This window comes from Novosphingobium sp. NBM11 (genome assembly GCF_015390225.1).
GTDB lineage: Bacteria > Pseudomonadota > Alphaproteobacteria > Sphingomonadales > Sphingomonadaceae > Novosphingobium.
This window is the reverse complement of the sequence record NZ_VUOG01000002.1, coordinates 1-26,711: the sequence shown is the minus strand read 5'-3', so window position 1 is coordinate 26,711 and position 26,711 is coordinate 1. Positions and strand designations below refer to the sequence as shown.

At 63.8% G+C, this 26,711-nt stretch carries 18 protein-coding genes and 13 pseudogenes; 14 read left to right on the top strand and 17 right to left on the bottom strand.

All coding sequences use genetic code 11. The features are described from left to right. Positions 1-30 precede the first annotated feature (30 nt). From F1640_RS20220 to F1640_RS20205, 4 genes and pseudogenes are all read right to left on the bottom strand, one after another. Positions 31-3,268: pseudogene (locus F1640_RS20220) on the bottom strand (efflux RND transporter permease subunit). A 1-nt stretch (position 3,269) separates the two neighbouring features. Then, positions 3,270-4,440 (bottom strand): annotated as a pseudogene (locus F1640_RS20215) (efflux RND transporter periplasmic adaptor subunit). Then, positions 4,437-5,745, bottom strand: a pseudogene (locus F1640_RS20210) (TolC family protein). The pseudogenes F1640_RS20215 and F1640_RS20210 overlap by 4 nt, the downstream one beginning before the upstream one ends. A 59-nt stretch (positions 5,746-5,804) precedes the next feature. After that, the gene (locus F1640_RS20205) at positions 5,805-6,140 is read right to left on the bottom strand and encodes a hypothetical protein (RefSeq protein WP_194921604.1); all 336 of its coding nucleotides are present in this window, start codon (positions 6,138-6,140) and stop codon (positions 5,805-5,807) included. Positions 6,141-6,447: 307 nt separating this feature from the next. Here F1640_RS20205 and F1640_RS20200 point away from each other — a divergent pair, with 307 nt between their 5' ends. Together F1640_RS20200 and F1640_RS20195 are read left to right on the top strand one after the other, a co-directional pair. After that, positions 6,448-6,984 carry a hypothetical protein gene (locus F1640_RS20200; RefSeq protein WP_194921603.1) on the top strand — a complete coding sequence of 179 codons (537 nt, stop codon included), beginning with the start codon at positions 6,448-6,450 and terminating at the stop codon, positions 6,982-6,984. Positions 6,985-7,039: 55 nt separating this feature from the next. Beyond that, positions 7,040-7,261: a universal stress protein gene (locus tag F1640_RS20195; RefSeq protein WP_194921602.1), complete on the top strand. Its 222-nt coding sequence runs from the start codon at positions 7,040-7,042 to the stop codon at positions 7,259-7,261. A 318-nt stretch (positions 7,262-7,579) separates the two neighbouring features. Here the strand turns inward: F1640_RS20195 and F1640_RS20190 are convergent, their stop codons facing one another. Together F1640_RS20190 and F1640_RS20185 are read right to left on the bottom strand one after the other, a co-directional pair. Beyond that, positions 7,580-7,876 carry a helix-turn-helix domain-containing protein gene (locus tag F1640_RS20190; protein WP_206694912.1) on the bottom strand — a complete coding sequence of 99 codons (297 nt, stop codon included), beginning with the start codon at positions 7,874-7,876 and terminating at the stop codon, positions 7,580-7,582. Continuing rightward, a complete protein-coding gene (locus F1640_RS20185) occupies positions 7,873-8,247 on the bottom strand; it encodes a type II toxin-antitoxin system RelE/ParE family toxin (protein WP_305082353.1) in 375 nt (124 codons plus the stop codon). The genes F1640_RS20190 and F1640_RS20185 overlap by 4 nt, the downstream gene beginning before the upstream one ends. A gap of 360 nt (positions 8,248-8,607) precedes the next feature. Between F1640_RS20185 and F1640_RS20180 the strand changes: the two are divergent. From F1640_RS20180 to F1640_RS20170, 3 genes and pseudogenes are all read left to right on the top strand, one after another. Continuing rightward, positions 8,608-9,236, top strand: a pseudogene (locus F1640_RS20180) (transcription elongation protein SprT). Between the two features lie 70 nt (positions 9,237-9,306). Next, positions 9,307-9,948 (top strand): AAA family ATPase, encoded by a 642-nt coding sequence (locus F1640_RS20175; RefSeq protein ID WP_194921601.1) that lies wholly within the window; start codon positions 9,307-9,309, stop codon positions 9,946-9,948. A gap of 17 nt (positions 9,949-9,965) precedes the next feature. After that, complete coding sequence (locus F1640_RS20170; RefSeq protein ID WP_194921600.1) at positions 9,966-10,238, top strand: hypothetical protein; 273 nt, start codon at positions 9,966-9,968, stop codon at positions 10,236-10,238. Here the strand turns inward: F1640_RS20170 and F1640_RS20165 are convergent. The 3 genes and pseudogenes from F1640_RS20165 to F1640_RS20155 form a co-directional block, all read right to left on the bottom strand. Further along, positions 10,235-10,615: a VOC family protein gene (locus F1640_RS20165; RefSeq protein WP_194921599.1), complete on the bottom strand. Its 381-nt coding sequence runs from the start codon at positions 10,613-10,615 to the stop codon at positions 10,235-10,237. The two genes, F1640_RS20170 and F1640_RS20165, sit on opposite strands and share 4 nt — an antisense overlap. 131 nt (positions 10,616-10,746) lie before the next feature. Beyond that, a pseudogene (locus F1640_RS20160) lies at positions 10,747-11,468 on the bottom strand (replication initiation protein); the annotation flags it as partial. Positions 11,469-11,699: 231 nt separating this feature from the next. After that, positions 11,700-14,591: pseudogene (locus F1640_RS20155) on the bottom strand (Tn3 family transposase). Between the two features lie 125 nt (positions 14,592-14,716). On the opposite strand from F1640_RS20155, the gene F1640_RS20150 reads away from it, so the two are divergent. The 7 genes and pseudogenes from F1640_RS20150 to F1640_RS20130 form a co-directional block, all read left to right on the top strand. After that, on the top strand, positions 14,717-15,337 hold the full coding sequence (locus tag F1640_RS20150) for a recombinase family protein (RefSeq protein ID WP_008832583.1): 621 nt from the start codon (positions 14,717-14,719) through the stop codon (positions 15,335-15,337). Then, positions 15,334-15,864, top strand: coding sequence for a GNAT family N-acetyltransferase (locus F1640_RS20145; RefSeq protein ID WP_185210334.1), 531 nt, complete (start codon positions 15,334-15,336; stop codon positions 15,862-15,864). Before F1640_RS20150 ends, F1640_RS20145 begins: the two co-directional genes overlap by 4 nt. A 164-nt stretch (positions 15,865-16,028) precedes the next feature. Then, positions 16,029-16,163, top strand: a complete 135-nt coding sequence (locus F1640_RS25490) for a hypothetical protein (RefSeq protein WP_255530633.1) — start codon at positions 16,029-16,031, stop codon at positions 16,161-16,163. 187 nt (positions 16,164-16,350) lie between these two features. Beyond that, positions 16,351-16,782 (top strand): annotated as a pseudogene (locus F1640_RS25860) (TonB-dependent receptor plug domain-containing protein); the annotation flags it as partial. 373 nt (positions 16,783-17,155) lie between these two features. Beyond that, on the top strand, positions 17,156-18,688 hold the full coding sequence (locus F1640_RS25480; protein ID WP_309229327.1) for a TonB-dependent receptor: 1,533 nt from the start codon (positions 17,156-17,158) through the stop codon (positions 18,686-18,688). 171 nt (positions 18,689-18,859) lie between these two features. Next, a pseudogene (locus F1640_RS20135) lies at positions 18,860-19,622 on the top strand (IS6-like element IS6100 family transposase). Positions 19,623-19,798: 176 nt separating this feature from the next. Continuing rightward, positions 19,799-21,373, top strand: a pseudogene (locus F1640_RS20130) (Tn3 family transposase); the annotation flags it as partial. A 135-nt stretch (positions 21,374-21,508) separates the two neighbouring features. On the opposite strand, the pseudogene F1640_RS20125 reads toward F1640_RS20130, so the two are convergent. The 6 genes and pseudogenes from F1640_RS20125 to F1640_RS25455 form a co-directional block, all read right to left on the bottom strand. Next, positions 21,509-22,419 (bottom strand): annotated as a pseudogene (locus F1640_RS20125) (replication initiation protein); the annotation flags it as partial. A 948-nt stretch (positions 22,420-23,367) separates the two neighbouring features. After that, positions 23,368-23,721 carry a type IV secretory system conjugative DNA transfer family protein gene (locus F1640_RS25475; RefSeq protein WP_255530632.1) on the bottom strand — a complete coding sequence of 118 codons (354 nt, stop codon included), beginning with the start codon at positions 23,719-23,721 and terminating at the stop codon, positions 23,368-23,370. 40 nt (positions 23,722-23,761) lie between these two features. Continuing rightward, positions 23,762-23,965 carry a type IV secretory system conjugative DNA transfer family protein gene (locus F1640_RS25470; protein ID WP_309229326.1) on the bottom strand — a complete coding sequence of 68 codons (204 nt, stop codon included), beginning with the start codon at positions 23,963-23,965 and terminating at the stop codon, positions 23,762-23,764. 50 nt (positions 23,966-24,015) lie between these two features. Beyond that, positions 24,016-24,372 carry a hypothetical protein gene (locus F1640_RS25465; RefSeq protein WP_255530631.1) on the bottom strand — a complete coding sequence of 119 codons (357 nt, stop codon included), beginning with the start codon at positions 24,370-24,372 and terminating at the stop codon, positions 24,016-24,018. Beyond that, on the bottom strand, positions 24,326-24,541 hold the full coding sequence (locus F1640_RS25460) for a type IV secretory system conjugative DNA transfer family protein (protein WP_309229325.1): 216 nt from the start codon (positions 24,539-24,541) through the stop codon (positions 24,326-24,328). The genes F1640_RS25465 and F1640_RS25460 overlap by 47 nt, the downstream gene beginning before the upstream one ends. 88 nt (positions 24,542-24,629) lie before the next feature. Continuing rightward, positions 24,630-24,794, bottom strand: a complete 165-nt coding sequence (locus F1640_RS25455) for a hypothetical protein (RefSeq protein ID WP_255530630.1) — start codon at positions 24,792-24,794, stop codon at positions 24,630-24,632. Between the two features lie 46 nt (positions 24,795-24,840). On the opposite strand from F1640_RS25455, the gene F1640_RS25450 reads away from it, so the two are divergent. Continuing rightward, positions 24,841-25,062 carry a hypothetical protein gene (locus F1640_RS25450; RefSeq protein ID WP_255530629.1) on the top strand — a complete coding sequence of 74 codons (222 nt, stop codon included), beginning with the start codon at positions 24,841-24,843 and terminating at the stop codon, positions 25,060-25,062. Between the two features lie 244 nt (positions 25,063-25,306). On the opposite strand, the pseudogene F1640_RS25445 reads toward F1640_RS25450, so the two are convergent. Beyond that, positions 25,307-25,523: pseudogene (locus F1640_RS25445) on the bottom strand (conjugal transfer protein TraD); the annotation flags it as partial. A 46-nt stretch (positions 25,524-25,569) separates the two neighbouring features. Then, a pseudogene (locus F1640_RS20110) lies at positions 25,570-25,861 on the bottom strand (conjugal transfer protein TraD); the annotation flags it as partial. Between the two features lie 168 nt (positions 25,862-26,029). On the opposite strand from F1640_RS20110, the pseudogene mobQ reads away from it, so the two are divergent. Next, positions 26,030-26,711, top strand: a pseudogene (gene mobQ, locus F1640_RS20105) (MobQ family relaxase); the annotation flags it as partial.

Genomic DNA, 26,711 nt, shown 5'->3' with positions numbered 1-26,711 from the left:
TGTCCAAAGTGATGAGGCCGGTGCCGGGGCTCACAGCGGAGCCTCGACAGGATCGGCGGGCGGTGCATCGGGCCGCTTGGCCGGAGCCGGGATATCCGTCTCGCGGCGGCCGTAGCGGGCATAGAGCGTGGGGAGCACGAACAGCGTCAGCAGCGTCGCCGAGATCAGGCCGCCAATAACGACTGTTGCGAGCGGCTTCTGCACTTCCGCGCCGGCGCCGCTGGCAATCGCCATCGGCACGAAGCCGAGGCTGGCGACCAGTGCCGTCATGACCACGGGCCGCAGCCGCATCATCGCGCCTTCATGGGCCGCCTTGGCGCGCTCCATGCCGCGCGCCATCAGCCCCTGGATCGACGTCACCATGACCAGGCCGTTGAGGACCGCGATGCCCGACAGGGCGATGAACCCGACCGCCGCCGAGATCGAGAAGGGCATACCGCGCAGGAACAGCGCGAGCACGCCCCCCACCAGCGCCAGCGGGACACCGGTGAAGACGATCGCCGCATCGCGCACGCTGCCCAATGCCCCGTAGAGCAGCAGGATGATGAGCGCGAAGCAGGCGGGCACGACCAGCATCAGCCGCTCGCTCGCCGATTGCAGGTTCTCGAATTGGCCGCCCCAATCGAGATACTGCCCGGCGGGCAGGCGCACCTGGGCGTCGATCGCGGCCTGTGCGTCCGCCACCACGCCTGCCACGTCGCGGCCGCGCACGTTCGCCTGCACGACGACGCGCCGCTTGCCGTTCTCGCGGCTGATCTGGTTCGGGCCATCGGTCACGCCGATGTCGGCCACGCTCTGCAAGGGCACAAACCCGCCGCCCGGCAAGGGCACCGGCACCTGGCCGAGCGTTTGCAGGTTGGCGCGCGCCACGTCGGACAGTCGGATGGTGACGGCGAAGCGCCGATCGCCCTCGAAGATCATGCCGGCGTCCCGCCCGCCGATCGCGGCCGAGATGGTGTCCTGCACGGTCTGCGCGGTGATGCCGAGCCGCGATATGGTATCGCGGCGGGGCCGGATATCGAGCATCGGCAGCCCCTCGGTCTGCTCGACCCGAACATCGGTCGCGCCTTGCGTCTTGCGCAGGATGGCCGCGATCTGGTTTGCGGTGGTGTTCATCGCGTCGGTGTCATCGCCGAACACCTTGACCGCCACATCGCCGCGCACGCCGGCGATCAGCTCGTTGAAGCGCATCTGGATGGGCTGGGTGATCTCAAACGCTCCGCCCGGCAGGCTTTCGAGCGTTTTTTTCGACCTTCGCCACCAGATCGGCCTTGCTGAGGCCCGAGTCTGGCCATTCATCACGCGGTTTCATGATGATGAAGGTGTCGGAGATGTTGGGTGGCATAGGATCGGCAGCGAGTTCGGCCGTCCCTGTTTTCGAGAAAACGAACTTTACCTCCGGCAGCTTGCCCAACTCGCGTTCGATCCGCGATTGCATCGCCTGGCTCTGATCGATTGAGGTTCCCGGCACGCGCAGCACCTGTGCGGTCAGGTCGCCCTCATCGAGCTGGGGCAGGAACTCCTGGCCTAAAAAACGAGAAGGTGAGGATGGCCGCAAGGAACGCGCCGAGACCCACGCCCATGGTGAGCGTCGGCCGTTTCATCGCGCGATCAAGACCCGGCTCATATTTGCGCTTGAGCCAGGTCATGATCCGGCCCTCCTTCTCCTCGACCGGCTTCGATAGCCAGATCGCGAGCATGGCCGGCACGAAGGTCAGGGAGAGGATGAAGGCGAAGGCGAGCGCGATAATGACGGTGAGCGCCATGGGCGTGAAGGTCTTGCCCTCCACGCCGGTGAGCGTGAGCAGCGGCACATAGACGAGGATGATGATTGCCTGCCCGAATACCGAGGGCCGGATCATCTCGCGCGCGGACTGCGCCACGACCGACAATCGTTCGTCCAATTCCAGTGTGCGGCCGTAATGGTGTTGCCGCTCGCCTATCCGGCGCAGCGCGTTTTCGACGATGATGACCGCGCCATCGACGATCAGGCCGAAGTCGAGCGCGCCCAGGCTCATCAGGTTGGCCGAGACGCCGCCCTGCAACATGCCGAAGCTGGTCATGGCCATGGTGATCGGGATCACCAGCGCCGCGATCAGGGCCGCCCGGAAATTGCCGAGCAGCACGAACAACACCACGATGACGAGCAGCGCGCCTTCGCTCAGGTTCTTAGCCACGGTCTTGATCGTCGAGTTGACCAGGGCGGTGCGGTCAAGCACCGGCTGATCACCACGTCGGTCGGCAGCGATGCGTTGATCCGTCGATTCGTTCCGCGACCGCCGAGGCGACGGTGCGGCTGTTCTCGCCGATCCGCATGATCGCGGTGCCCACCACGACCTCCTTGCCGTTCTCGGACGCCGAGCCGTAGCGAATCGCCTGACCGAGACGCACCTGCGCCACCTGATCCAGTCGGATCGGCGTGCCTTCGCGGGTGGCGATGACCGTGCCGGCCAGCTCGCCCACGTTGCGGATGCGCGCGTCGGAGCGGACGGCGAGACCCTCGCCGCCGCGATCGACGACGCCGGCGCCGACGCCGACATTGTTCTCCTGCAGGGCCGCGACAGATCGGTCAGGTTGAGCCCGAGAGCGGCGAGCCGCTGGACGTCGGGGATCACCTGAAACTGCTTCACATAGCCGCCGATCGAGTCGACGCCGGCAAGACCCGGCGTATTCTTCAGCAGCGGCGCGACGATCCAGTCCTGCGTGGTGCGCAGATAGGTCGCCTGATCGGCCTCGCTGACGAGCCGGTCGCCCTCCGGCGTGATGTAACTGCCATCGGGCTGCATCCCAGGCTCGCCCGGCTTATGCTTGTCTTCCTTCCGGTGCTGGAAGTGGACGGTCCACATATAGACTTCGCCAAGGCCCGTCGCGATCGGCCCCATCGTCGGGACTGCACCGTCAGGCAGGCTTTCTTCCGCGACGCGCAGCCGTTCGGATACCTGCTGGCGCGCGAAAATAGATGTCGGTAGAATCCGAGAAAACCGCCGTGACCTGGGCGAACCCGTTGCGGCTCAAGGAGCGAGTATATTCAAGGCCGGGAACGCCCGCGAGGGCGGTTTCGATCGGGAAGGCGATCTGCTTCTCGACCAGCTCGGGCGAGAGGGCCGGCGCGCTGATATTTACCTGAACCTGGTTTGTTGGTGATGTCGGGAACGGCGTCGATCGGCAGGCGCGAGATCGCCCACCCTCCGATGACCGTGGCGATGAGCGTAATGAGCAGGACGAACCAGCGGCGCTCGACGGAAAATGTGACGATGCGGTCAATCATGTCAGTGCCCATGCTCCGCTTCGCCTTTTCCAAGCTCAGCCTTGAGAGTGAAGCTATTGGGGCCAGCGAGCTGTTCGTCGCCCTTGAGCCCCGAGGTCACGACCACATTGTCGCCGTTCGGGCTTCCGAGCGTGACGGGCGTGGCCTTGAAGCCGTGATCGGTTCGCACGAACACGGTGGACCGGCCCTCGACCGTCTGCACCGCGCTTTGCGGCACGAGCAGCGCGGCAGCGCCGCCACCGGCGAGCTGGATCGAGGCCGTGACCGGCTCGCCTACGCGCCATTGACCCGAACGGTTGTCGATGACCGCGATCACGCTGGCGAGCCGCGTGGTCTCATCAAGGATCGGCGAACACGAAATCTACCCGCGCCACCGATCGCCGATCGCCGGCAACGATCTCGATCATGGAGCCGGGCCGCACCTTGCCGGCGTCCGCCGGTGACAGCGCCAGCGTCACCGCGACCCGCCCAAGGTCGGCAACGCGGAACAACTCGGCGTCGGCCGCGACGGTCTGGCCCAGCGTCACGCTGCGCGCGACGACCTGGCCAGAAAGGGGCGCTGTTGATCGCGATGCGATTGAGCGCACCACCACCGCCGCCTGCGGCGGACACTTGCTGTTGCGCAAGACGTAGCGCGATGCGCGCTTCGGTGGCCGCCGTGCGCGCCGCGATCAGATCCTGTTCGGGCGACACGCGCTCGTTGAACAAGCGCTGCTCGCGGCGAAGGTTGCTCTCGGCGAGACCCAGCCTCGCCCGTGCCGCTTCGATCTCGGCGTTGAGCGATGCGGCTTCGCGGCTCTCGATAACGGCGAGCGATTGTCCGCGCCCGACCGACTGGCCAAGGTTGCGGGTGAGCGACACCACGCGGCCCCGATCGCGGCGGACACGACTTGCATCCCCTGCGGATCACCCTCGATCGTCGCCGGCAGCGTCAGCGCGCCGCCGCCGCTGCGGATCACGCGCACGATCTCGATGCCGGCTTTGCGAATCTGATCGGCGCTAAGGTCGATTTCGCCTTCTTCGTCGGCATGGCCAGCTTTCTCGCTCGACGCGCCATTTTCGGCCGTGGCGGCGTTCGATGCTTCGTCGGGGGCCTTTTCGCCGCCGGAGCATCCGGCCATCAGCAATGCGGCCAGTGTGAGCGGCAAGGCCACCATATGAAGTGACTTCATGGGTTTTCCCCCTGTGTGACGGGCGCGCGGGCAGTAAGCCGCTCAAGCTGCGCCTGGGCGATGTGGTAGGAGAGCAGCGCGTCGATCGCCGCCGCCCGCGTTTGGGCGAGGGTGCGTTCGGCATCGAGTAGATCGAGCTGGCCGAACTTGCCCTCCCGGTAGCCGATGCGCGCGATGCGAGCCGCTTCTTCGGCCGCCGCAAGCGCGGGTCCGCTGGCCGCCGCCGCATTCGTCGCGGCGTTGGCGGCATCAGCTTGCGCACGCGCGATGGCTTGGTCCACATCAAGCGCCGTAAGGCGTCGCCGCGCGTCCGCGCTCTGCCGTTCGGCGGTGGCCTGGCCCAGCGCCGCGCGGCCGTTGTTGAACAACGGAATCGGGATCGACAGACTGAAAATCGCCGCCGTGTCATTGGTCTGTTCGAGCCGGCGCGCCCCAGCCCCGAGCGTCAGGTCAGGCACGCGCTGCGAGCGGGCGAGGCGCACGCCGGCGTCGGCGATGGCGAAGTCGGCGTCGGCCGCCGCCATCATGAGCGTGCCCGTGCTGTCGATCGGCCGGAGGGGGCCATAGGTTGTGGGAGCGCGAGCGAAACCAATCCGTATCGAGCGGCCCCATGATCGGTTCGCCGATAATGCGCGCCAGGGTGAACCGCGCGACTTCGACAGCCCGTTCCTCGCGCGTCAGCGCCGCGTCAGCGTTGACCCGTGCCACGTCGGCGCGCTGCACTTCGATCGGCGATGCGCGGCCCGCCTGCACGCGGACCTGCGCACCGCGCAGAGCCTCATTTGCGATCCGGGCCTGATCGCGGGCGGTGATAAGCCGGCGTTCCGCCGAGGCCGCCTCCGCGTAGGCACGGATGACGTTCAGCCGGAGATCGGCTTGGGCGATGGCCGCCTGAATCGCGGCCCGGTCGGTTCGAGCGTCGGCGACGGCGATCCTGGCCGATCGCTTGCCGCCGAGTTCAAGCGGCAACGTAAGCGAAGTCGTCGCCTCAAGGCTTTGCGCGCCGCGATACTGGCCTGAGCCCGCGACATTCTCGGCTTCGACGGTGACAGTCGGATTAGGGCGCAGTCCGGCGACGCGGCGTCCGGCTTCCGCCGCCCGAACGTCGGCCGACGCAGCTTCCAGTGCCGGAGAGACGACGCCTGCCAATTCGAGCGCGCGATCGACACTGAAAACCGGACCCGCAAGCGCGGGCGGCGTGCCTGGCGACAGCGCCTGCCCGGCATCGGCCGGTGGCGTGGTTTGGGCCTGCGCGATACTCGCGCAAGCCGTCGCGGCCATCAAGGCCGCGAACAATCGGTGCATGGTGAGAAGACTCCTGACAATTTCCGAGGAAGCCCCGACAAAGGGCTAGGCTGGAATCGTCAGGCTCTTGGAGGGCGGTAGGCCGGATCGGTCGGTGCGGAAACGCGGACCTTGGCATTGGCAAGGAAAGGAACGGCAGAGCGCAGGGTCGCTTGAGTGACGAGCCCTTCCTTCACCGGCTCGCCGATTTGGTGGCCGTGACAACCGCCGTGATGGTGCGGCGTCGCCTTGCCATCGTCAGATGGAACCTGATCGCGGTCGCCCGCCGCATGGCCGAGGCCGGCGGCGACGTCCGAATCGAGGCAGCCGATTGGTTCGGCCGCGTGCGCGACTGTGCCCGCCATCAACGACAGCGACACAACGCACATCAGGATAAGGGTCAGCAAGCGTCCCATGGGATGCCCGTATAACATGATGCTCAGATCGGGAAAGGATTCCTTTCGCGCACCGGCGTTGATGTGCCGTTATATCATACGGCTTCCAAGTTAAAGCCGAAGTTACTGGCGGTAATTGTGGCGATCGGCACTTGCGCGCCCGACCTGGTGAATATCGGAACAATGAAAATATCGCGACGTCATGTCTGCTGTCTCGACAGGGCTGTTGCCGTCTTTAATCTCTGTCGCAAGTCGGGCGTAACCCGCCACACTGTTGATCGCCGTGACCAGCGAACCTAGTCTCGCCCTCTTCATGAAGGGAACGATAATGACCGCCGAAAAGCTCCGTAGCCTGGTCGTGGACGCAACGCCGGGAGCCGGCGTGGAGCGGCGCATCGAAGCCGCTTTGCAGATCGCGGGTGAGCAGGAGGCGGCACTGTCCATCGTGTGTGCCGCATGGCCCGCCAGCATGTCGATCGCTGACGCCCTTGTCCAAAATCCCGTTCATTCGATGGTCCAAGAGCAGGATATGCGATCGGCCATTGCGACGTCGCGTTCGACGTTCGACCGGGTGGTGAAGGACTCGCCCTTATCGGCCGAATGGTGTGACGGCGTTGGCGATCCGGGCACCGTGCTACGCGAGCACGGTCTGCTGGCCGATCTAATCGTCACGGGACTGCCGGGAGACGCCAATATCGTCCAGGCCGATCCGGTCGACCTTGCGGCATCTACGGGCACGCCGGTTTTGCGCGTAGGAGCTGCGCCATTAGCCCAAGGCTTCCGGCGCGGGCTGATCGGATGGAAGGATTGCCGGGAAATCGCGATGCGCCTTGCGAGCCGCCCTCCCCCTTTTGCGGCGATGTGAGAGCATCCTGATCGTGGGCGTAGGGGATGAGACGTCCTCGGAATGTCTCAGCGCCGTGGAGCGTTATCTTAGCGCCCATCAGCTCGATGCTCGACAGCTTCACATTCCGGACAATGAGAAAGGTGCCGCAGCGACGATGACGGAGATTGCCCGGCGCGAAGGCTATGGCCTGTTGGTGGCGGGCGGACGGTCGCAAGGTCGATGGAAGGAGCGGATATTCGGTGGCGTGACCGAGGAGCTGCTTAAGACCGATTTGACCTGGCTGATGGCGAACTAGGCGTCAGCCTCTCCTGCGACCTGTTGCGGCGCTCGCCTGACCCTGTGCTTTATCAAGCGATGCAGCCTCCATCACGCCGCACTTGATATACAAATGACTGTATATCGCTATACAAATAATACCGGATCGAATGTGAATTGGAATCCCTTGCCCTTCTTGACCGGCACGATCGTCCTAGCCGGCCGCCGTCTCTAAATTGCCGATCTCGACGGTGCGAACGGGAAAGGCGCTGTCAGGTGTAGCGCGCCGCCCAGTGCTGCAGCCAGGGCTTACCGTCATGTCGGTGCGGCGTGCCAGTGCCGGCCATTCGCCTGTCGCTCAAGCCGCTTCTTCGAGTTGGATATGGAGCCTGAAGCCCGCCGCCGTGGCGACGTTCACCAGCGCATCCAGCGAGAACTTGTCGAGCTTCCCGCGCAGCAGGTCGTTGAGGCGCGGTCGCGTCAGGCCGAGGCGCTTTGCGGCCTGTTCCTGCGGCACGTTCCACGACTTCACCCGCTCGCGGATGCTCAGCAGCAGGTCCGCGCGCGCGGTCAGGTTCGCCGCTTCCGCCGGCGTGTCGGCGAGCGCATCAAAGACGCTATCGAAGACTTCGATATTCACAGTCTCGGCGTTCATTGCTCTGCCTTCCAAATTTTCAGCCGCTTTGCGGCCAGATCGATGTCCTTTTTCGGCGTCTGCTGCGTCTTCTTCTGAAACGCATGAAGCACAAGCACGCGATCCGGCAATGTCGCCAAATAGATCACTCGAAATGCGCCCGATGCTTCCTTGATTCTTATCTCCCTTACGCCCGCTCCGACCGTCTTCATGGGCTTCCAATCCGATGGATCGAGCCCCGTCTGCACCGCCCGGAGTTCGACGCCAGCACTATAGCGAGCGTCATCCGGGAAATCCCGTAGGGCCTCGCGGCTGTCACCCAGGAAATGAATCGGCTTCGGGGTCGCAGGCTCCATCGCGAACGGTGTATCAAAACCGAGACACAAGCGCAAGTTCCCATCTTGAAGCCGGCGCCTGCCGCTGCGCGGCACCGTGGCTCTACTCGCTCCGCTCCCCAAGCCCGCTGGCGGTCTTGGCCCAAGGTGACGATCCACATGGCGGGGCGAGATCGCTGCGCGGATCTCGCTCGATGCGGGGCCGGCGCCGCCGGCTCTATACTTGTCAGTGGGGAGAGGGCGTTCCGCCCCCCTCTCCCCAGCAACGGGAATCGACGGGCCGTGCCTCGCTGCGCTGCGGCCGCTCCACCCCGTCGATTCCCGCTGCCCCCTCTCCTGCCGGCGTTCTTGGGCGTCCGTGTCCGGCCGATGGCTGTGGCCATCGCCGCACAGGCGATTTGAAGGGAGTAGAACCACATGACACAGGACAACCGCGAAAGCTGGCTCAATCGGGTGGCGCTGGGTATGGCTCCGCTGTTCGAGGCGTTGGACGCCCCCCTGCCCGATCGCGTGCGCGTGGCGATCGGTTTCACCAGCAGGGGAGCAAAGGGCAAGGCGATCGGCGAGTGCTGGGATAACCGGCTGAGCGCGGATGGCCATTTTGAAATCTTCATCCGGCCGGACCTCGCGCACGCACCCGATGCCATGCCGGCGCAGATCGCGGCCATTCTCGCGCATGAGCTGGTCCATGCCGCCGTCGGCATCCCGGCCGGACATGGGAAAGCGTTTAAACGGGTCGCTGTAGGGCTGGGCCTGGTCGGGCCGATGCGTGCTACCACCCCCGGCGAGGCGTTCCTTGCTGTCGTGACCCCGATCCTCGATGCAGCAGGCCCCCTCCCCATGCCCGTCTCGATACGGCCGGCGACACGACGGCGCCGAAGAAGCAGACTACCCGGCTGCTCAAATGCGAGTGCGCGACGTGCGGCTATACCGTCAGGACCGCGCGCAAATGGCTGGAACAGGCCGGCGCGCCGCTCTGCCCGATCGAGGATCACGGAGTTATGCAACATGACCCGCTCGACGACGACCCCGAGCCCGAAGAATGAGAAATGTATATCGCTATGATAGACAGATCATCGCAAACCGATTAACGATTGCTCGCAGAGTGAGGGCGCTATGATATTGGCAGTCGGAAACACTAAGGGCGGCGTTGGTAAGACTACCCTCGCCGTCAATCTCGCGGTCGCGCTGGCGCTCGCGGGGCGCGACCTGTTGCTGGTGGACGGCGACGAGCAGGGCACCGCCCTCACCTTCACCCAGCTCCGCGCCGAGAGGCTTGGGCAAGCTGGCTATACCGCCGTCGCGCTCACCGGCGCTGCGCTGCGCAGTCAGGTTCGCCAGCTCGCCAGCAAATATGACGACATCATCATCGACGTGGGCGGACGTGACACTGGCTCGCTGCGCGCCGCGCTCACCGTCGCCGATACGCTCCTAGTCCCGGTGCAGCCGCGCAGCTTCGACGTATGGGCCTTGGACCAGGTTTCGGCGCTGGTCGCCGAGGCGCGCGAGATAAACGAGGGGCTGCGCGCCGTCGCCGTGCTGAACGGCGCGGACGCGCAAGGGGCCGACAATGATGCCGCGTTGGAGATGATCGGCGATATCGAGGGGATCGAGGTGCTGTCCACGTCGATCGTTCGCCGCAAGGCATTTCCGAACGCGGCGGCCGAGGGCAGGGCGATTGTCGAGCATAGCCCGCGCGACCCCAAGGCGATCGACGAGCTTAACGCGCTCATCGCTGCCATTTGTATATCAAAATAATATCGGAGTGATCTTCTATGGCTATCGCTCGTAAACCGAACAGCAAGCCCAAGCCCCCGGTGGACGACGCGGCGGCCGACGCCTTCATTGCCGGCGCAGCCAAGCCCGAGGCAGCGCCGATCGCGGCCGAGGCCGGGGAGGGGACCGAGCCGCGCAAGTCGCCGGTGATGCTGCGCTTCGATCGTGCGCTTCTCGCGAAGGTCGATACTGCGGCCAAGCGGCGCGGGATCAGCCGCAGCGCATGGATTCAGTTCACCGTCAGCCGCGCGCTCGACGCCGGCGAAGGCTAAGCTGGGCCACTCTCAATGCCTTGGCCGATGCGCCAGAGGACGCTGGTTGGATCGACAAGGATGAAATCGCGAATACCCCACGGCCTGTCTTCGGGCGGTTCGGCCCTGACGCCGTATTTTTGAACGAGCTGCTGAGCCTCGACATGCTGCCACCAAGCATCAACATCCTCGACGAGGAGGTGCATCATAAAGTTTTCGGCGCGTTCCTTTTCATAGAAGCGTTGCAGCAGGAAGCTACAACTACCAGCATTGAAATACGCCATATCGTCGGATAGCCACATCTCAGCAAATCCGAGGTCGCGATAGAATTGTCTCGATAAATCAAAATCTTTCGCCGGAACATATGCCTTGATTTCGACCGTCGTCCTATTGCCCAAAGGAATGCCCTCCGTCTGCGGAAAGTGTCATTTCATCCAAGCTCTGCCCCCACCAGATCGTTCTGGCAGGCCGAGCGGCAGCACATGCCAGCGAAGTCGAGCGCGCGAACGGTGAGTTTTGGGGTAAGGGCTCACCGTTCGGCGGGCAGGCTGAAATCCACCAGCACCGGCATTTCGGGGATGCCGCCGCGCAGCTTGGCGCGGCGCACGATGCTGTGCTGATCGATCAGGTTTTGCGCGTCGCGCCGGCCACTCGACGTTTTGGGCAGCCACATCATCGACACGCGCTCGACCTTGCGGCCCTTCTTGATCGGCGTGAACTCGACATAGAAGGGGCAGAGCTTGTTAATTTCGTCCGCTGCCACCTTGAGGCAGTATTTGTTGAAATCGGCGAAGCGTTCGAGCTTGCCATCGGGCACGTTGAGCAGGCCGCGCAGCTCGGCGATCGTGAACTCTTCGGATTGCTTGTATTCGAGACCGATACGGCCGCTCGATCATTTCATAGAGGCAGAGCGCGTATTTCGACTCGAAAACAATACATCACCTGCGTCTTGAGGCGCGCATAGACCTCGCTATTGCGCAATATCTCGATCAGCTCTTCGGGGATGCGATAGTGCAGGAAGCCGTCTTTTTCGAGGCTTTCATCGCTCGGGCCGAGAAGCTGGACACGGCGCTTGAAGCTCTTGTTGCCCTTGCGGATGGTGACGATCGCGATCGTGCCCATCAGGCGCAGCAGCGAACTTTCGATGCGCTCATTGCCCTGGTGCGTGCCCTTAAGCGCGGATTTGGCGATGCGGTGGATGACCGGCTCGCCGATCCGATCCCAGGCATTGGCGATCAGCAGGTTGTAGATGGGGTGACTACACGAAAGTGACGTATCTGCACGCTAAGGGCGAACAAATCCGGTACGATGCCAGCAGATGCTATTCGCAGGCTTTCCTGCCCCTTTTATGTGGTGCCGCTCTACGGGCGCCGATATGGGAGGGCGGCAATCCGATTGACCAACGATCGAGGTAGAACCCTGCTCGCCAAATATGTGAGCTGGTTGCCCATCCCGGGGGCGTTTGCGGGAGGGGGCGGAATCCTACGCTAAGGATTTGGGCCAGCGATATTCCCCGGTTAGATTGATGTGTTCCCATCCCAACGGCGAGACGTGGGCGAGTAGATCAGGCGCGATATGGGGTACCGCTGGCGGCCCGGGTATTGACGACCTCGCCGAGCTTCATGGTGTTCCAGAATATGATGATGGCGGCGAGCAGGTTCATTCCGGCGATGCGATAGTGCTGGCCTTCGCCGGATCGATCCCGGATTTCACCTCGGCGGTGGAAGCTGATGGCGCGCTTTAGGGCGTGGTGGGCCTCACCCTTGTTGAGGCCGATCTGAGCCTGGCGCTGGAGGCCGGCATCAAGAATCCAGTCGATCATGAACAGGGTTCGCTCGATGCGGCCCACCTCTCGCAATGCGAGGGCCAGCTCATTCTGGCGCGGGTAAGAGGCGAGCTTGCGAAGAATCTGGCTGGGGGCGACGATCCCCGCTGCGATCGTCGCCATGATGCGCAGGATGTCGGGCCAGTTGCGCTCGATGAGCGGTTCATTGATCTTACCTCCGACCAGCGCTCGCACATTGGCCGGCGTCGCGTTGGGCGTGAAGGCATAGAGTCTTTTCTGAGGGAGATCGCGGATACGGGGGGCGAACCTGTAGCCGAGCAAGGCGCAGGCGGCGAACACATGATCGGTGAAGCCGCCCGTGTCGGCAAAATGCTGGCGAACGCGGCGGCCCGCGTCATTCATGAGCAGCCCGTCCAGGATATAGGGAGCCTCGCTGACCGTTGCCGGGATCACCTGGGTTGCGAACGGCGCATATTGATCGGACACATGGCTGTATCCCTTGAGGCCCGGGACGTTGCCATATTTCGCGTTGATCAGATTCATCGCCTCGCCCTGCTCGGTAGCAAGGAAGAACTGCCCGTCGCTGGATGCCGATTGCCCTTGTCCCCAGAAGGCGGCCATGGGCAGGGCGGCGTGGGCCTCCACGATCATGGCGAGCGCCCGATCATAGGCGCTGCCTTCGACATGCCAGCGCGCGATCCGCAGCAATTCCCAGAAGCTGTGCGTGTTGGTCGCCGCCGCCATCTTGCGCAAACCGAGATTGACGCCTTCCGCCAGCAACACGTTCATCAGGCCGATCCGGTCGCTGCAGGGCGCGCCGGTGCGCAGATGCGTGAACGCCTCGGAAAATCCGGTTCGCTCATCGACTTCCAGCAACAGATCGGTGATCCTCGCGGCGGGAGCTGTTGATAGAGATCGAGCACGAGATCCTCGGCCCCTTCGGGCGTGTCGGCCCTCAGCTTGTCGATGTGCAGCTTGCCGTTCTCGATGATGCCGCCTGGGATCGTGCCGGTTCGCGCCGCGCGGCCAAACTCCTTCAGCCGTGTATCCAGTCGAGCCCTGCGCTCGGCCAGCCATTCGCCGGGTCGCAGCGGCACGGCGAGCCGCGCGGTCTGCTCTATCGCCTGTGGCGGGACCAGAAGCTGCTTGAGGTCGCCATAGCGGCGCGATCCCGCCAACCATATGTCACCGGACCGGAAGGCGTCGCGGATGTGGAACAGCACCGCGATTTCCCAAAGCCGGTGGTCGCCGCTGGGCTCAGCGCGAAGATGACGATGCCATTTCGAGTTGGGACGTAGAAAATCCACCGGCGGATCGACCTTGATCCCGTTACGCAGCATCGCAACGGCCGCCAGAAGAGGCGTGGCGATCGGCGCCGCCTGCATGTCGAGCAGGCGCAGCATCCTGGGCGCGTAGAGGCGGAAACGGTGATAGCCGTCCAGCACACGGCTGAGCGGGTCGGCCGCGAGCACGTTGGTCAGCGCGGAGGCCGTGGCGACAAGGGTTCTGAACCGTTCCCAGCCAGGCCCGGTGGCGATTATCCCGTCCAGGGCCGTGCCATCGTCCTGCGCTCCAAGCAAAGCACCACCGATTTCGGCAAAGGACTTCAGCGTGTCCCGAACGGCCGCCTTTGCGTCGGCGATCCTGGTGTTGCAAAGGCGTTCGGAGGCCCGATAGAGACGGCCTACGATGCGATCGTGGGTCTCCACGATGACATCGGCCAGCGATGACCGCCATTCCAGGGTGCAGACAGCGAGGATCGCAAGCCGCCTGTCTTCGGGCAGATCACGCATGCCGTCGGCGTAATAGCGCTCGCCCTGCCGGCGAAGCCGGGTCACACGATGCGCCGGCACGCCGTCCAGCAAATCCGCCGGAAGATCGAACCTTTGAAGATATTCCAGTCGATCCATCAGCCGGTTAGCGGCTGCTGAATTTGCGCCAACTCGAACTGTCGCAGCCATACGAAGCGCGTGACGCGACCATCCACCGTATCCTCCAACAGGTGAGCCAAATTCTCGCTCAGGGTTGGCGTGATGCGATGGGCGATAAGATCCTCGATCCGGCGCTCGGCCTCAACCAGCGCATCGGCGCAAAGGCGCTCGATCGTCGAGGAGCCGGGAAGGATCGTGCGGGTGCGGCGACACTCCGCAACGAAGCGACGGGCAAGATCCTCATTCGATGTCGCCGCCTCGGCTTCCCGAGCGATCCATTCGCGCAAATCCCGTGCGCCCCGCCCCGAAAAGGAGCGATAGCCGTAGATTCGGCGAAGGTCCGCCAGATGCTCGTGCCGGGTCTCCTCGCGCGCGGCATAGAGGAGTAGATCGTCGCTGGTCAGGCCGAGCTGGGGCCGCGATGAAATCCGATACCTGCGCCGGGATCAACTCGCCAGGAGCGAGCACCCGGCCCGGGTAGCGCAGGACGCACAGTTGCAGCGCGAAGCCAAAACGATTGTGGGCGCGCCGGCGCTGGCGGATATGCCCGAGATCCTCATCGCTGAGGGTATAGTGCCGCAGCAGCTCACCTTGATCGACCGGCAAGTGAAGCAGCGCCTCGCGCTGTCGATCGGTCAGGGTCACGCGACGCGGCATACATGCTCCTTATTCTTTCCGAGCTACGGTTTGAGATAGCTTGATTGAGATGCTGGTTAAGATACACAATAGCCCAATCTTATGTGCTCATGTTCGTCACCGCCTCAAACCTTCGTTTGTGATCCATGCTGATCGGCTACGCCCGCGTGTCCAAAGCCGACGGCTCGCAGTCGCTCGACCTGCAGCACGATGCCCTTCGCGCTGCCGGTGTCGAGCCAGGCAATATCTATGATGATCGTGCATCCGGTAGCCGTGATGATCGCCCCGGTCTTGCCGCCTGCCTGAAATCGTTGCGCGACGGCGATGTCCTCATCGTTTGGAAGCTCGACCGGCTCGGCCGAACGCTCACCCACCTGGTCAGCACGGTGCAGAATCTGTCGGATCGCGGTATCGGTCTGCGGGTGCTCACCGGCAAGGGCGCGCAGATCGACACCACGACGCCATCGGGCCGGATGGTGTTCGGCATTTTTGCCACACTGGCGGAGTTTGAGCGGGATATGATCCGCGAGCGCACCATGGCTGGCCTGGCCGCTGCCCGCGCGCGGGGACGCAAGGGTGGCCGCAAGTTCGCCCTCTCCAAGGCCCAGGTGCGGCTCGCTCAGGCTGCTATGGCCCAACGCGACACGTCCGTTTCCGACCTCTGCAAGGAACTCGGGATCGAGCGCGTCACTCTCTACCGCTATGTCGGTCCCAACGGGGAACTCCGGGATTACGGTCAGCGCGTGCTTGCTGCCAAAACGCGATGATGATGACGGGAGCCCCGATCAAACTTACCCAAGCGGACGCCGCAGACGTTGCAGACCTGTACAACCGTTGCAGCGACTATTTCCTGTTGCAGGACGGGGCCGCGCCCACGCTGGACGGTGCTCGCGAGCTTTTCTCCGATGTGCCGCCCGAAAAGAGCGCCCACAATCAAGCTGTCCTGGGATGGAAGGGGCCTGGCGGCCTATATGCAATCGCGGCCATCCTCCGCGATTATCCGCGTGATGGCACATGGTATCTCGGCTTCATGATCGTAGATGCCGCACAGCGTGGTCGTGGCGTCGGACGCTCAATTTACTCGACGGTCGAAAGCTGGGCCGCTGCGAGAGGTGCCACAGAGATTCGGTTGGCCGTGCTGGAAGCGAATGAAGCGGCAGAGCGATTTTGGCGTTCTCTCGGCTTCATTGAGTATCGGCGCGTTGGGCCAGACACCTTCAAAATGCGTAGCCATCGCCGGATAGAACTGAGCCGTCGCCTTTCTGGCGCGACCGTAGAAGGCAGCAACAAGTAAGATCTCGCGCCGGCTATCTGGGCGAGCTTGGCGTAGGATTCCGCCCCCTCCCGCAAACGCCCCCTTCCAGGCTTCGCCCGAGCTCGCATGACGAATTCGAGGCCGAGCTGGCCTCGCTTCTGGCCAGCAAGGCCCCCCACGTCCCGGCATCGGAAACGAAGGTCGTGGCGATCGTCGCGCTGCAGATCCTCAAGGCGGCCTATGCGCTCGAACGCGGCGGTGCGGGGGTGGATATTCAGCAGGAAATGGCGCTGATCATGCGCTCCTATTTCGAATCCAAGCTGGGCCAAGCCCGGTAAGAGGCGGCATCCGCTGAATTACTTTCGTTAATTTTCAGTATCTTGCTTTCCGAGGCCTTGACGGAAGTCGCCTCGCCGCATCAAAAATTCAAAGATGAGAGATTTCTCATATTGTAGTTTTATGAGAGTTCATTCATAAAACTCTCCGAAGAGATTCGACGGACAGTCGAACCTGGAGGAGGGGATCATGAAGCAGTTCAGCACCATCGTCCGCGGCCTGGCGATCGCCGCCCTGGCATCGTCGAGTGGCATCGCTCTGGCGCAGGCGACAGCGCCCGCCGAAACGGCGGTGGCCGACGCGGCCAGCGTCGACACCGGCGACATCATCGTCACCGCGCAGAAGCGCGCCGAGCGGCTTCGCGACGTGCCGATGTCGATCAACGCCGCGACCGGCGATCATCTGAAGTCGCTGGGCGTGACCAGCAGCGAGCAGCTCGAAAAGCTCGTTCCCGGCTTCACCTTCCAGCGCACCGTCTACGGTCTGCCGGTCTTCTTCCTGCGCGGCGTCGGCTTCAACGACACGACGCTCGGCGTCAGCCCCGGCGTGTCGGTCTATGTCGACCAGCAGCCCTTGCCCTTCTCGGCGATGACGCGCGGCGCAATGCTCGATATCGAGCGGGTCGAGGTGCTGAAGGGGCCGCAGGGCACCCTGTTCGGCCAGAACTCCACCGGCGGCGCGATCAACTATATCGCGGCCAAGCCGACCGACGAACTGAAGGCGGGGGTCGAGGCCTCCTATGGCCGCTTCAACGAGATCACCGGCGAAGCCTTTGTCAGCGGTCCGCTGACCTCGACCCTGTCGGGCCGCATCGCGGTGCGCGGCGAACGCCAGGGCGACTGGCAGCGCGGCTACACCAATGGCGACACGATCGGCCGTCGCCGCTTCGTCAACGGCCGTGCGATCCTCGACTGGAAGCCCGCTGACACGATCCGCGCCGAACTGGTCGCCACCGCGTGGCACGACACGTCGGACACGCAGCAGCCGCAGACCCGTGGCCTATACGCCGCTGTTGACCGGGCCGATGGCGCGGCCGGTTCCCTTCCCGCTCGCGACCTTCCCGGTGTCGCCGCGCTCGCCGCGCGCCGCCGCCTGGGATCCCAATGGCGACTTTGTCCGCGACGACCGGCTCTATCACATCTCCGGCCGGGTCGAGGTCGACCTGAGCAGCGCGGTCACGCTGACCTCGCTCACCTCCTATGCCGATTACCGGCAGAGCATCCCGCTGGACCTCGACGGCACGACCTTCTCATCGGGCGTCTCCGACGATACCGGACGGATCAAGACCTTCGCGCAGGAATTGCGGCTGACCGGCGACACGCCCTCGGGCCTCAAATGGATGGTCGGCGGCAATTACCAGCACGACAAGGTGTTCGAACGGCTGATCTTCGATCCGATGATCACATCGGGCACCGCTGTCGGCCCGGCGACGTTCGACTCCTTCTTCGTCGACAACGACCAGAAGATCGAATCCAAGGCCGTCTTCGCCAGCCTCGATCTGCCGCTGGCCGACCGCCTCGTCCTGCAGGGGTCGGTTCGCTACACCGACCAGAAGCGCGACTTCGCCGGCTGCGTCCGCGACAATGGCAATGGCCAGATCTCGGCCGCGCTTGGCCTGCTCAGCACCATCTTCACCGGCGCGCCGCAGACGATCCCGCTGGGCGGCTGCGGTACGCTGGGCGCCAATTTCCTCCCCGCGCCGATCGTCACCGGCAAGCTGAACGAGGACAATCTGTCGTGGCGCGCCAGCCTCAACTGGAACCTCGACAGTCAGAGCCTGCTCTACGCCAACGTCACCAAGGGCTATAAGTCGGGCAGCTTCCCGACCCTGCCGGCCTCGTCGGCGGTCCAGCTCCGGCCGGTGCCGCAGGAGTCGGTGCTGGCGTTCGAAGCGGGCGCCAAGCTCGGCTTCGGCCGGATGCTTCAGGTCGAGGCCGCCGCCTTCTACTATCGCTACCGCGACAAGCAGCTCGTCGGCTTCCTGGTCGATCCGGTGTTCGGTCCGCTGCCCAGCCTGGTGTCGATCCCGAAGAACCACATCCAGGGCGCCGAGATCACCGCGACCCTGCGGCCGGTCGCCGGCTTCACCCTCACCGCCAGCGGCACCTATGTCGACACCCGGATCGATCGCAACCCGATCAACCCGACCGGCCCTTATGGCACGCCGTCCGACTTCGTCGGCCAGCGCTTCCCCTATACCCCGCGCTGGCAGGGCAGCCTCGACGCGCAGTATCGCTTCCCGGCCTTCGCCGATCTCTACGCCTTCCTCGGCGGCACGATCACCGCGCGAAGTTCGACGACGGGCGCGCTGCTGAGCGGCGATCCGGCGGTGGCCGCGCTCGAGGCCGGGCTGAAGATCGACGGCTATGCGCTGGTCGACCTGCGCGCCGGGATCGAGGCGTCGGACGAGCGCTGGCGGCTCGAACTGTGGGGCCGCAACATCACCAACAAATTCTATGTCAACGGCGTCACCCGCAATTCGGACTTCACCACCGCTTCGCCGGCATGCCCGCCACCTACGGCCTGACGGTCCGCTACCGGTTCAACTGATATGGCCCGACGCGCAAAACCGTCGGGCGCCCCCGCGAACACCCCCCCGAACACCCCCACGCCCACGGAGAAGACTATGTCCCTCACCGCTCTGTTGCAAAAATCGTGAAGCTTGAGCATGCTTGGCGGAGATTGGACGGACGGAACGATGACGGATTTCAAGTGGCGCCATTTCCAGGGTGATGTGATCCTGTGGGCGTGCGCTGGTATTGTCGCTATCCGATCAGCTATCGCGACCTTGAGGAAATGCTGGCGGAACGCGGCATTTCGGTCGACCATACGACGATCTATCGCTGGGTCCAGTGCTACGCCCCGGAGATGGAGAAGCGGCTGCGCTGGTTCTGGCGGCGTGGCTTTGATCCGAGCTGGCGCCTGGATGAAACTACGTCAAGGTGCGGGGCAAGTGGACCTACCTGTACCGGGCAGTCGACAAGCGGGGCGACACGATCGATTTCTACCTGTCGCCGACCCGCAGCGCCAAGGCAGCGAAGCGGTTCCTGGGCAAGGCCCTGCGAGGCCTGAAGCACTGGGAAAAGCCTGCCACGCTCAATACCGACAAAGCGCCGAGCTATGGTGCAGCGATCACCGAATTGAAGCGCGAAGGAAAGCTGGACCGGGAGACGGCCCACCGGCAGGTGAAGTATCTCAATAACGTGATCGAGGCCGATCACGGAAAGCTCAAGATACTGATCAAGCCGGTGCGCCGGTTTCAAATCGATCCCCACGGCCTATGCCACGATCAAGGGATTCGAAGTCATGCGAGCCCTGCGCAAAGGACAGGCTCGCCCCTGGTGCTGCAGCCCGGCATCAGGGGCGAGGTGCGCCTTGTGGAGAGAGCTTTTGGCATTGGGCCCTCGGCGCTGACGGAGGCCATGGGCATGCTCAACCACCATTTCGCAGCAGCCGCCTGATCGGCGCAGAGCGACAGCCTACCTCTGACTGCCGCCAATCTTTGGCAACAGAGCCATCGCCCGATGGATCCTGAAACAAGTTCAGGATGACGCAAGGCGGGGGCGCGATGTCCGCTCCCCACCCCTTCTTGCCGTTTCGCTTAGGGTGTCATTTCGCCCTCAGCCGGAACCGACCCCAACTACGCGAGCGGTTGCGAGCCGGGGATATATGGGTCGCGGAAGCCGGCAGTTTCGCGATTTCGACAGCTATCTCATACCGCCGGCGACCTTTGCGGCGCTGCGCGAGAAGGGGCCGTTGCCGCTCGCCATCGAAACGGATTTCGAGCGCCATATCGAGGAACGGCGCACCAGGCTCGACACGGCGAATCGAGCAGGTAACGGTCCTTGCACGGCAAGGGGAGCTGCCCCAGGTTAAGCTTGACGAAAACGGTCTCATCATCTCGCCGCTGAAGGCGGCAACACCGCCCGCCACCGAGATTGCCCGTCGCGCCGCCTATGATCGACTGCCGCGCGTGAAGATCACCGATCTTCTGCTGGAGGTCGATGCCTGGACCGGGTTCAGCGAATGCTTCATCCATCGTCGTTCGGGCCGGGAAGCCGACGATCGCAATGCGCTGCTCACGGTCATCCTCGCCGATGGCATCAATCTCGGCCTCACACGCATGGCGGAAACCTGCCGGGGCGCAAGTCTGCGTCAGCTCGCCCATCTTCACGACTGGCACATCAGCGGAAGCCGCCTATGGCGAAGCGTTGGGAAGGCTGATCGACGCCCATCGCGCCATGCCGCTCGCCGCGCTGTGGGGAGACGGCACCACTTCGTCGAGCGACGGACAGCAATTTCATGCCGGGGGCCGTGGGGCCGCGATCGGCGACATCAACGCGCGCAGCGGCAACGAACCAGGCGTTGCCTTCTACACCCATGTCTCGGATCGATATGACCCCTTTCGCAAGTCGGGTGATCGCGGCGACCGCTGGCGAAGCGCCCTATGTGCTGGATGGCTTGCTGTATCACCAGACCGGCCTGACGATCGAGGAGCACTACACCGATACGGGCGGGGCATCGGACCATGTGTTCGGCCTCATGCCCTTCTTCGGCTACCGCTTCGCGCCGCGCCTGCGCGACATCAAGGAGCGTCGTTTACACCTCTTCCCGGCCAAGAATCCGGCCCCTTGCTTGCCGGCATGACGGCCGAACCGATCGCATTGGGTCATGTCGCGGCGCATTGGGACGAACTGCTGCGGTTCGCCACGTCGATCCGCACCGGCACCGTCACTGCTTCGGCAATGCTGCGCCGCTTGTCCGCCTATCCGCGACAGAACGGACTGGCCCTCGCACTACGCGAGCTGGGCCGCCTCGAACGCTCCATTTTCATGCTCGACTGGCTGCGCGACATCGACCTGCGCCGGCGCACCCAGGCGGGCCTCAACAAAGGCGAAGCCCGCCAAACGCGCTCGCCCGCGCGCTCTTCTTCAACCAGCTCGGCGAAACTGCGCGATCGTCGGTCGAGAACCAGACCTATCGCGCCTCCGGCCTCAACCTGCTCGTCGCCGCCATCATCTTGTGGAACACTCGCTATCTCGAAATGGCGCTGGCGGACATCGCACAGCCGACGAAATCGCACGCCACATCGCGCCATTTGGGCTGGGAGCATATCTCGCTTGACCGGTGACTATAGCTGGAATGTGAAGATCAACCCGATCCGGACGCCTTGCGACCGCTGCGCGCCGTCAACTCCCTACTTGCCGCGTGACGTTCGCTATCCGTTCGCCCTTTCCGTGCAGATACGTCACTTTCGTGTAGTCACCCTCGATGCCGGCGCAGGGTAGTGCCGGCTAGGGCGCGGCGGCCCCAGCGCGCGAAGGTGAGTTTTGGGGTAGGGCCTCACCTTTTGGGCGGCGGGCAGGCTGAAATCCACCAGCACCGGCATTTCGGGTATATCGCCGCGCAGCTTCGCGCGGCGGACGATGCTATGTGGTCGATCAGGTTTTGCCGCGTCACGGCGGCGCTCATGGTTTTCGGGAGCCACATCATAGAAACCCGCTCGACCTTGCGGCCCTTCTTGATCGGCGTGAACTCGACCCAGAAGGGGCAGAGCTTGTTGATTTCCTCCTGGGCGACCTTGAGGCAGTATTTGTTGAAATCGGCGAAGCGTTCCAATTTGCCTTCCGGCACGTTGAGCAGGCCGCGCAGCTCCGCAATCGTGAACTCCTCGCTTTGCTTGTATTCGAGGCCGATCCGGCGTTCGGATCATTTCATAGAGGCAGAGCGCGTATTTCGACTCGAAACAATACATCACCTGCGTCTTGAGCCGTGCATAGACCTCGCTGTTACGCAAAATCTCAATCAGTTCTTCGGGGATGCGGTAATGCCAGGAGCCGTCTTTTTCGAGGCTTTCGTCGCTGGGGCCGAGAAGCTGGACGCGGCGCTTGTAGCTCTTGCCGCCCTTGCGGATCGTGACGAATGGCGATTGTGCCCATCAGGCGCAGCAGCGAGCTTTCTATGCGCTCATTGCCCTGATGCGTGCCCTTTGAGCGCGGTTTTGGCGATGCGGTGAATGACCGGCTCGCCGATCCGTTCCCAGGCGTTCGCGATCAGCAGATTGTAGATTCGGCGATCGGCGAGGGTGAGGGGGGACAGCTCGACGATATCGACCAGCTCGCCGGGTTTGACGATTTCCCCGTAATTGGCGGATCGAACGGATTTCCGCGCCCCTTTTGCGAGAGGGTGAGGGCGGTATCATCACCTAGGGCAATCTTTGCCTTTCCGTTATTTTACAGGTGAGCTTGCACGATTCATGCCCTCACTTTAGCAGCAACGGTGAGCTAGGCAATTCCTAAAGCTCCCCGATGGAGGGCGGGGAGGGGATACCCCAAAACTCACCGTCGATTTGGCGGCTACCCAAAAACTCACCGGACTCGACCCCAACACTCACTTTTTACCGACCCCAACACTCACCGAAGGCTACCCCAAAACTCACGCGACTCGACCCCAACACTCACTTTTCAAGGCAATTTTTCAAGGTTTTCTGCGGGTTTGAGGCCTCTTGAATCTTGAATCTAAGAAGAATCTCTGAATCAGAACGCGAACGGTGAGTTTTGGGGTAGCCTGACTGTGGATAAGTCCGCGATACGCCGAACCCTCAGACCAGAAGAAGAAGAAAAGCACCGCCTCTGGGGCTTCGCCCCGCCGGCTCGCGGCCTTCGGCCGCCCCGGATCGCTTTAGCGATCCTCCCACCCGGCATCCCCATGATGAAACCGGCTTCGCCGGTGCGCTTTTAATTGTTGGGAATGATGGCAACCGTGGCGCTCCTATCGCCAGCCACACCGCCTAGACCAACCGGTTGCAAATGGCTTTCCAAAAAAGCCAAGCGGATATGTAGACGCTCGATCAAGAGGGCAGGGAGGCGGAAACGTCTCGGCAGGGACGATTTCCGGACCGCTGCGCGCCATTCCAGCTCTCGGATAGGGGGGGTTGGCGTCAGAACCGCCCCATGACGCTCTACGGGCTTCCCAGGCGGTCGATTTTCGATGCGAGATCCACGAACCTTCGGGGTATCACCCACCGCTGCGCGACACGCGAACGGTGAGCCGATACCCCAAAACTCACTTTCGCGCGCCAGAGCGCGATTTTCGCCGCTTTCAGACGATTTCGTCGCGGCGTAGTGTGCGGCCGGAACGCCATATCTCCGATATACAAACGATATCGAATGATGGCGCCTAACGGACAGGCCGTTTTAAACGGCTTCACGCCTTATCGAAGCGACCCGCGAACTCGCGATCGGCAAAATAGGCGAGCTTGGCGGCGACGATCGGGCGTTTGCCCGCGAGGAACAGGAGCTGGTAATCCTCGCGCAGCGTACGGACTTCATCCGGCGTGAGCAGGGGCCGCGCGACATGCTGCGACCCGAACGATATGCCGGTTTCGTCGCTGTCGATTGCGCGGCTCATGGTCTCGAACACGACCGTTTCCTGGCCGAGCAGATCGGAGACGAGTTTCGCGCTGTCGTGATCGTTGACCCCGAATATCTGCAAGACGCCGGCGTTCGACAGGAAGGTGCCGGCGCGGCGCTCATAGAGCGCGCGGAGCTGGTGAAACATCCTGCAAGATTGGGCCAGAGCTGAATGCCGTAGCCGGCCATCAGGCCCATGGCGCGCTCGATAGGTTCGAGACGGCCAGCGCGGCAAATTCATCGAGCAGGAACAGGACGGGGCGGGCGGGGGAGGCCGGCGCACGCGCCAGATCGGTGAGGCCTTGGGCGAGCATCAGGCGCAGCCAGCGGGCATAGGTGGCGAGCCGATCGGGCGGCAGCACCAAATAAACGGTGGTGGCGCGCGCCTTCACATCGGTGAACGTAAAATCCGAATGGCCCCAGCACCGCCGTCATGCGCGGGCTATCGAGGAAAATGGGTATGGCGCTGCGCGGCCGACAGCACGCCGGCGGCTTCGCGATCGGACTTGCCAAGATGGCGGTTGGCGGCGCGCGCGACCAGGCCGCCTTGTCTCTGCATGGTTTCGAGCAGGGATGCGAAAGCGGCAGGGGCGAGGGTGAGGCGTTCGCGCAGCGTGGCGAGGGTGCGGGTTGCGGGGGGCTCGCTAGCGACGATATGGAGGATCAGGCCGGCGATCAGCGCCTTGGCTTCCTCATTCCAATGCGCCTCGCCGGCTTCGCCAGGAGCGTCATAGACCAGCGCGTCGCCAGCGTCATGGCATCGTCGGCGAGTCGAGGCCGGCAGGTCGATGCGATCCAATGGATTTGAACGCGGCCGAGGCAATGCCCGTCACTCCGAAGGGATCGAGGACGTGGACCGGGCCGAACTTCGCGCGGTGGCGGGCGGTGATGCGGGCGTTCTCGCCCTTGGGGGTCGATGCAGACGACCGGGCCGGATAGTCGAGCAGGTTGGGAATGATGGTCCCCACGCCCTTGCCGGTGCGCGTCGCGCGATCGTCAGCAGATGGGAGGGGCCGGCATAGCGCAGCAGCTTGCCCGACTTGCGATCACGGCCGATCAGCAGGCCGTCACCATTTTGGCGAAGGTGCGCGTCTCGCGATCGGTAGCGAAGCGGGCCGAGCCGTGGGTGTCGTCACCGTCAGGGCCGGCATAGCGCAGGATCAGGGGCTGGAAGAGCGCGCGTAGCGCCACGAGGATGATGACGAGGCCCGTCAGCATCATTCCCATCTGGTAGACATGGGAATCTCGCGGCAGGTTCCATGAGGGAATGAAGGACGAACTGCGCGCCGCCGGCGAGCACAATGCCGGTGATGAGGAACAGGATGGGACACCGATCAGGTGCCGGATAAGCTTCACGGGGGCTGAGCGTGAAAGCGGTGATGGCCCATACCGGATTTTGGCGGGCGATGCGGGCGAGGTTGCGGATCGCGCGGCCGAGCTGGCGCAGCCACTCCATCGTCAGATACCCTTGGGCATCGTGACGCCGTGAACGCCGGGAGCGCGGCAATGGCGCCAGGATCGCGTTGGCTTCCTCCATGCGTTCGCTAGGCCAGTCGCGCGAGGCGGTGACGCCGCCGCCATCGGTTCTCGATGTCGATGCGGCGGTTTCCGGCAAACAGGTCGAGCAGGCGGACGAGCTGATCGCGTAGCTCGGGTGTGATGTCGTGGTACCCGGCCCTACCATCATGAGTTGCCAGGAGCGGGGAATGTCGCGGGTCATGGTCGATTGCCTCCGTGTCAGTCGCTTCCGCTTCCGCGTCGAACGCGCGCTTGCCGCGCCGCTTCCAGAGGGCGAGGACCGAACCGCCGTCGTCGTCACCCGCGCGCGGGCGGCGCAATCGAGCATTGCGCCGTAGAGGGTGGCGCGATCGTCGCCGGCAGCTCGACCAGGCCGGCTTTCTGGACGAGGCCGCCCAGTTCTATAGTGGCGGTGCGTTCCGGCGGCGCCACGACCCATTCCCTTGTATCGGTGCGGCGCGAGCGGCCTCAACGGTGTCTCGCCTGCGCCAGTTTCGTTTCCGCCTTCGCCGTCATAGCGAGGGTGGCGTAGCTTTGCGGCCCTTGCGCTGAAAGAAGGTCGCGCCATCGGAACGCCACGCCTCCCGATTTTCGGCAACTTCCGATTCCGCGACGATATGAGCAGCGCGCCGGCGAGCGTATCGAGATCGAGCGCGTCGGCCCCGGTGGACGTGACGAGTTCGCCGAGCTGCTGACCTTGCGGGCCTTGAGCGCCTTGGCCTTGTCGTTCAGTTGCCGTAGCTCGCGTCATATCGCGTTGTTTTCCGCATCCTCATCCTCGCGCCTGTGAAAACTCAGCGCCGCAGCGTAGCACGATCCTGCTGGCAAGGTAGGTTCCGTAAAATGCGGCGAAGTCAATCACGCGAACGGCCAGAGAGTGAGTGCGCGCTTATACGTCGTTGCCGACGTGCGCTAAGAAGGGCAGTATAGTGGCCGTCATGGCGATCTACCATTTCTCGGCCAAGGTCATCAGTCGCGCCAACGGATCGAGCGCCGTTGCGTCCGCTGCCTATCGTGCGGCGGAACGGTTGCACGATGACCGGCTAGGGCGCGACCATGATTTCTCGAACAAGGCCGGCGTCGTCCATTCGGAAATCATGTTGCCCGAAGGTGCGCCGGAGCGTTTAAACGACCGCACGACCTTGTGGAACGAGGTCGAGGCGGGAGAGATCAGGAAGGACGCCCAGCTTGCCCGCGAGGTGGAGTTCTCGATTCCGCGCGAGATGAACCAGCAACAGGGCATCCAGCTCGCGCGCGATTTCGTTGAAAAGCAGTTCGTCGAACGCGGCATGGTGGCGGACCTGGATGTGCATTGGGACATGGGGAAGGACGGCCAGCCAAGCCCCACGCGCACGTCATGCTGTCGATGCGCGAGGTCGGCCCGGAGGGTTCGGGCAGAAGGTGCGCGAGTGGAACAGCGCGGCGCTGTTGCAGGGCTGGCGCGAGGCGTGGGCCGATCATGTCAACGAGCGGCTTGCCGAGCTGGATATAGATGCGCGGATCGATCACCGGACGTTGGCGGCGCAGGGCATCGAGCTTGAGCCGCAGCACAAGATCGGGCCGGCGGCGTCGCGGATGCCCGAACAGGGGCTTGAGGTCGAGCGGGTCGAGGACCATGCC

What these genes read in the sequence shown, in the direction of transcription:
- F1640_RS20205 (WP_194921604.1), bottom strand. Translation starts at nt 6,140, where the DNA reads ATGGGACGCTTGCTGACCCTTATCCTGATGTGCGTTGTGTCGCTGTCG.
- F1640_RS20200 (WP_194921603.1), top strand. Translation starts at nt 6,448, where the DNA reads ATGACCGCCGAAAAGCTCCGTAGCCTGGTCGTGGACGCAACGCCGGGA.
- F1640_RS20190 (WP_206694912.1), bottom strand. Translation starts at nt 7,876, where the DNA reads ATGAACGCCGAGACTGTGAATATCGAAGTCTTCGATAGCGTCTTTGAT.
- F1640_RS20175 (WP_194921601.1), top strand. Translation starts at nt 9,307, where the DNA reads ATGATATTGGCAGTCGGAAACACTAAGGGCGGCGTTGGTAAGACTACC.
- F1640_RS20170 (WP_194921600.1), top strand. Translation starts at nt 9,966, where the DNA reads ATGGCTATCGCTCGTAAACCGAACAGCAAGCCCAAGCCCCCGGTGGAC.
- F1640_RS20150 (WP_008832583.1), top strand. Translation starts at nt 14,717, where the DNA reads ATGCTGATCGGCTACGCCCGCGTGTCCAAAGCCGACGGCTCGCAGTCG.
- F1640_RS20145 (WP_185210334.1), top strand. Translation starts at nt 15,334, where the DNA reads ATGATGATGACGGGAGCCCCGATCAAACTTACCCAAGCGGACGCCGCA.
- F1640_RS25475 (WP_255530632.1), bottom strand. Translation starts at nt 23,721, where the DNA reads ATGTTTCACCAGCTCCGCGCGCTCTATGAGCGCCGCGCCGGCACCTTC.
- F1640_RS25455 (WP_255530630.1), bottom strand. Translation starts at nt 24,794, where the DNA reads ATGATGCTGACGGGCCTCGTCATCATCCTCGTGGCGCTACGCGCGCTC.
- F1640_RS25450 (WP_255530629.1), top strand. Translation starts at nt 24,841, where the DNA reads ATGAAGGACGAACTGCGCGCCGCCGGCGAGCACAATGCCGGTGATGAG.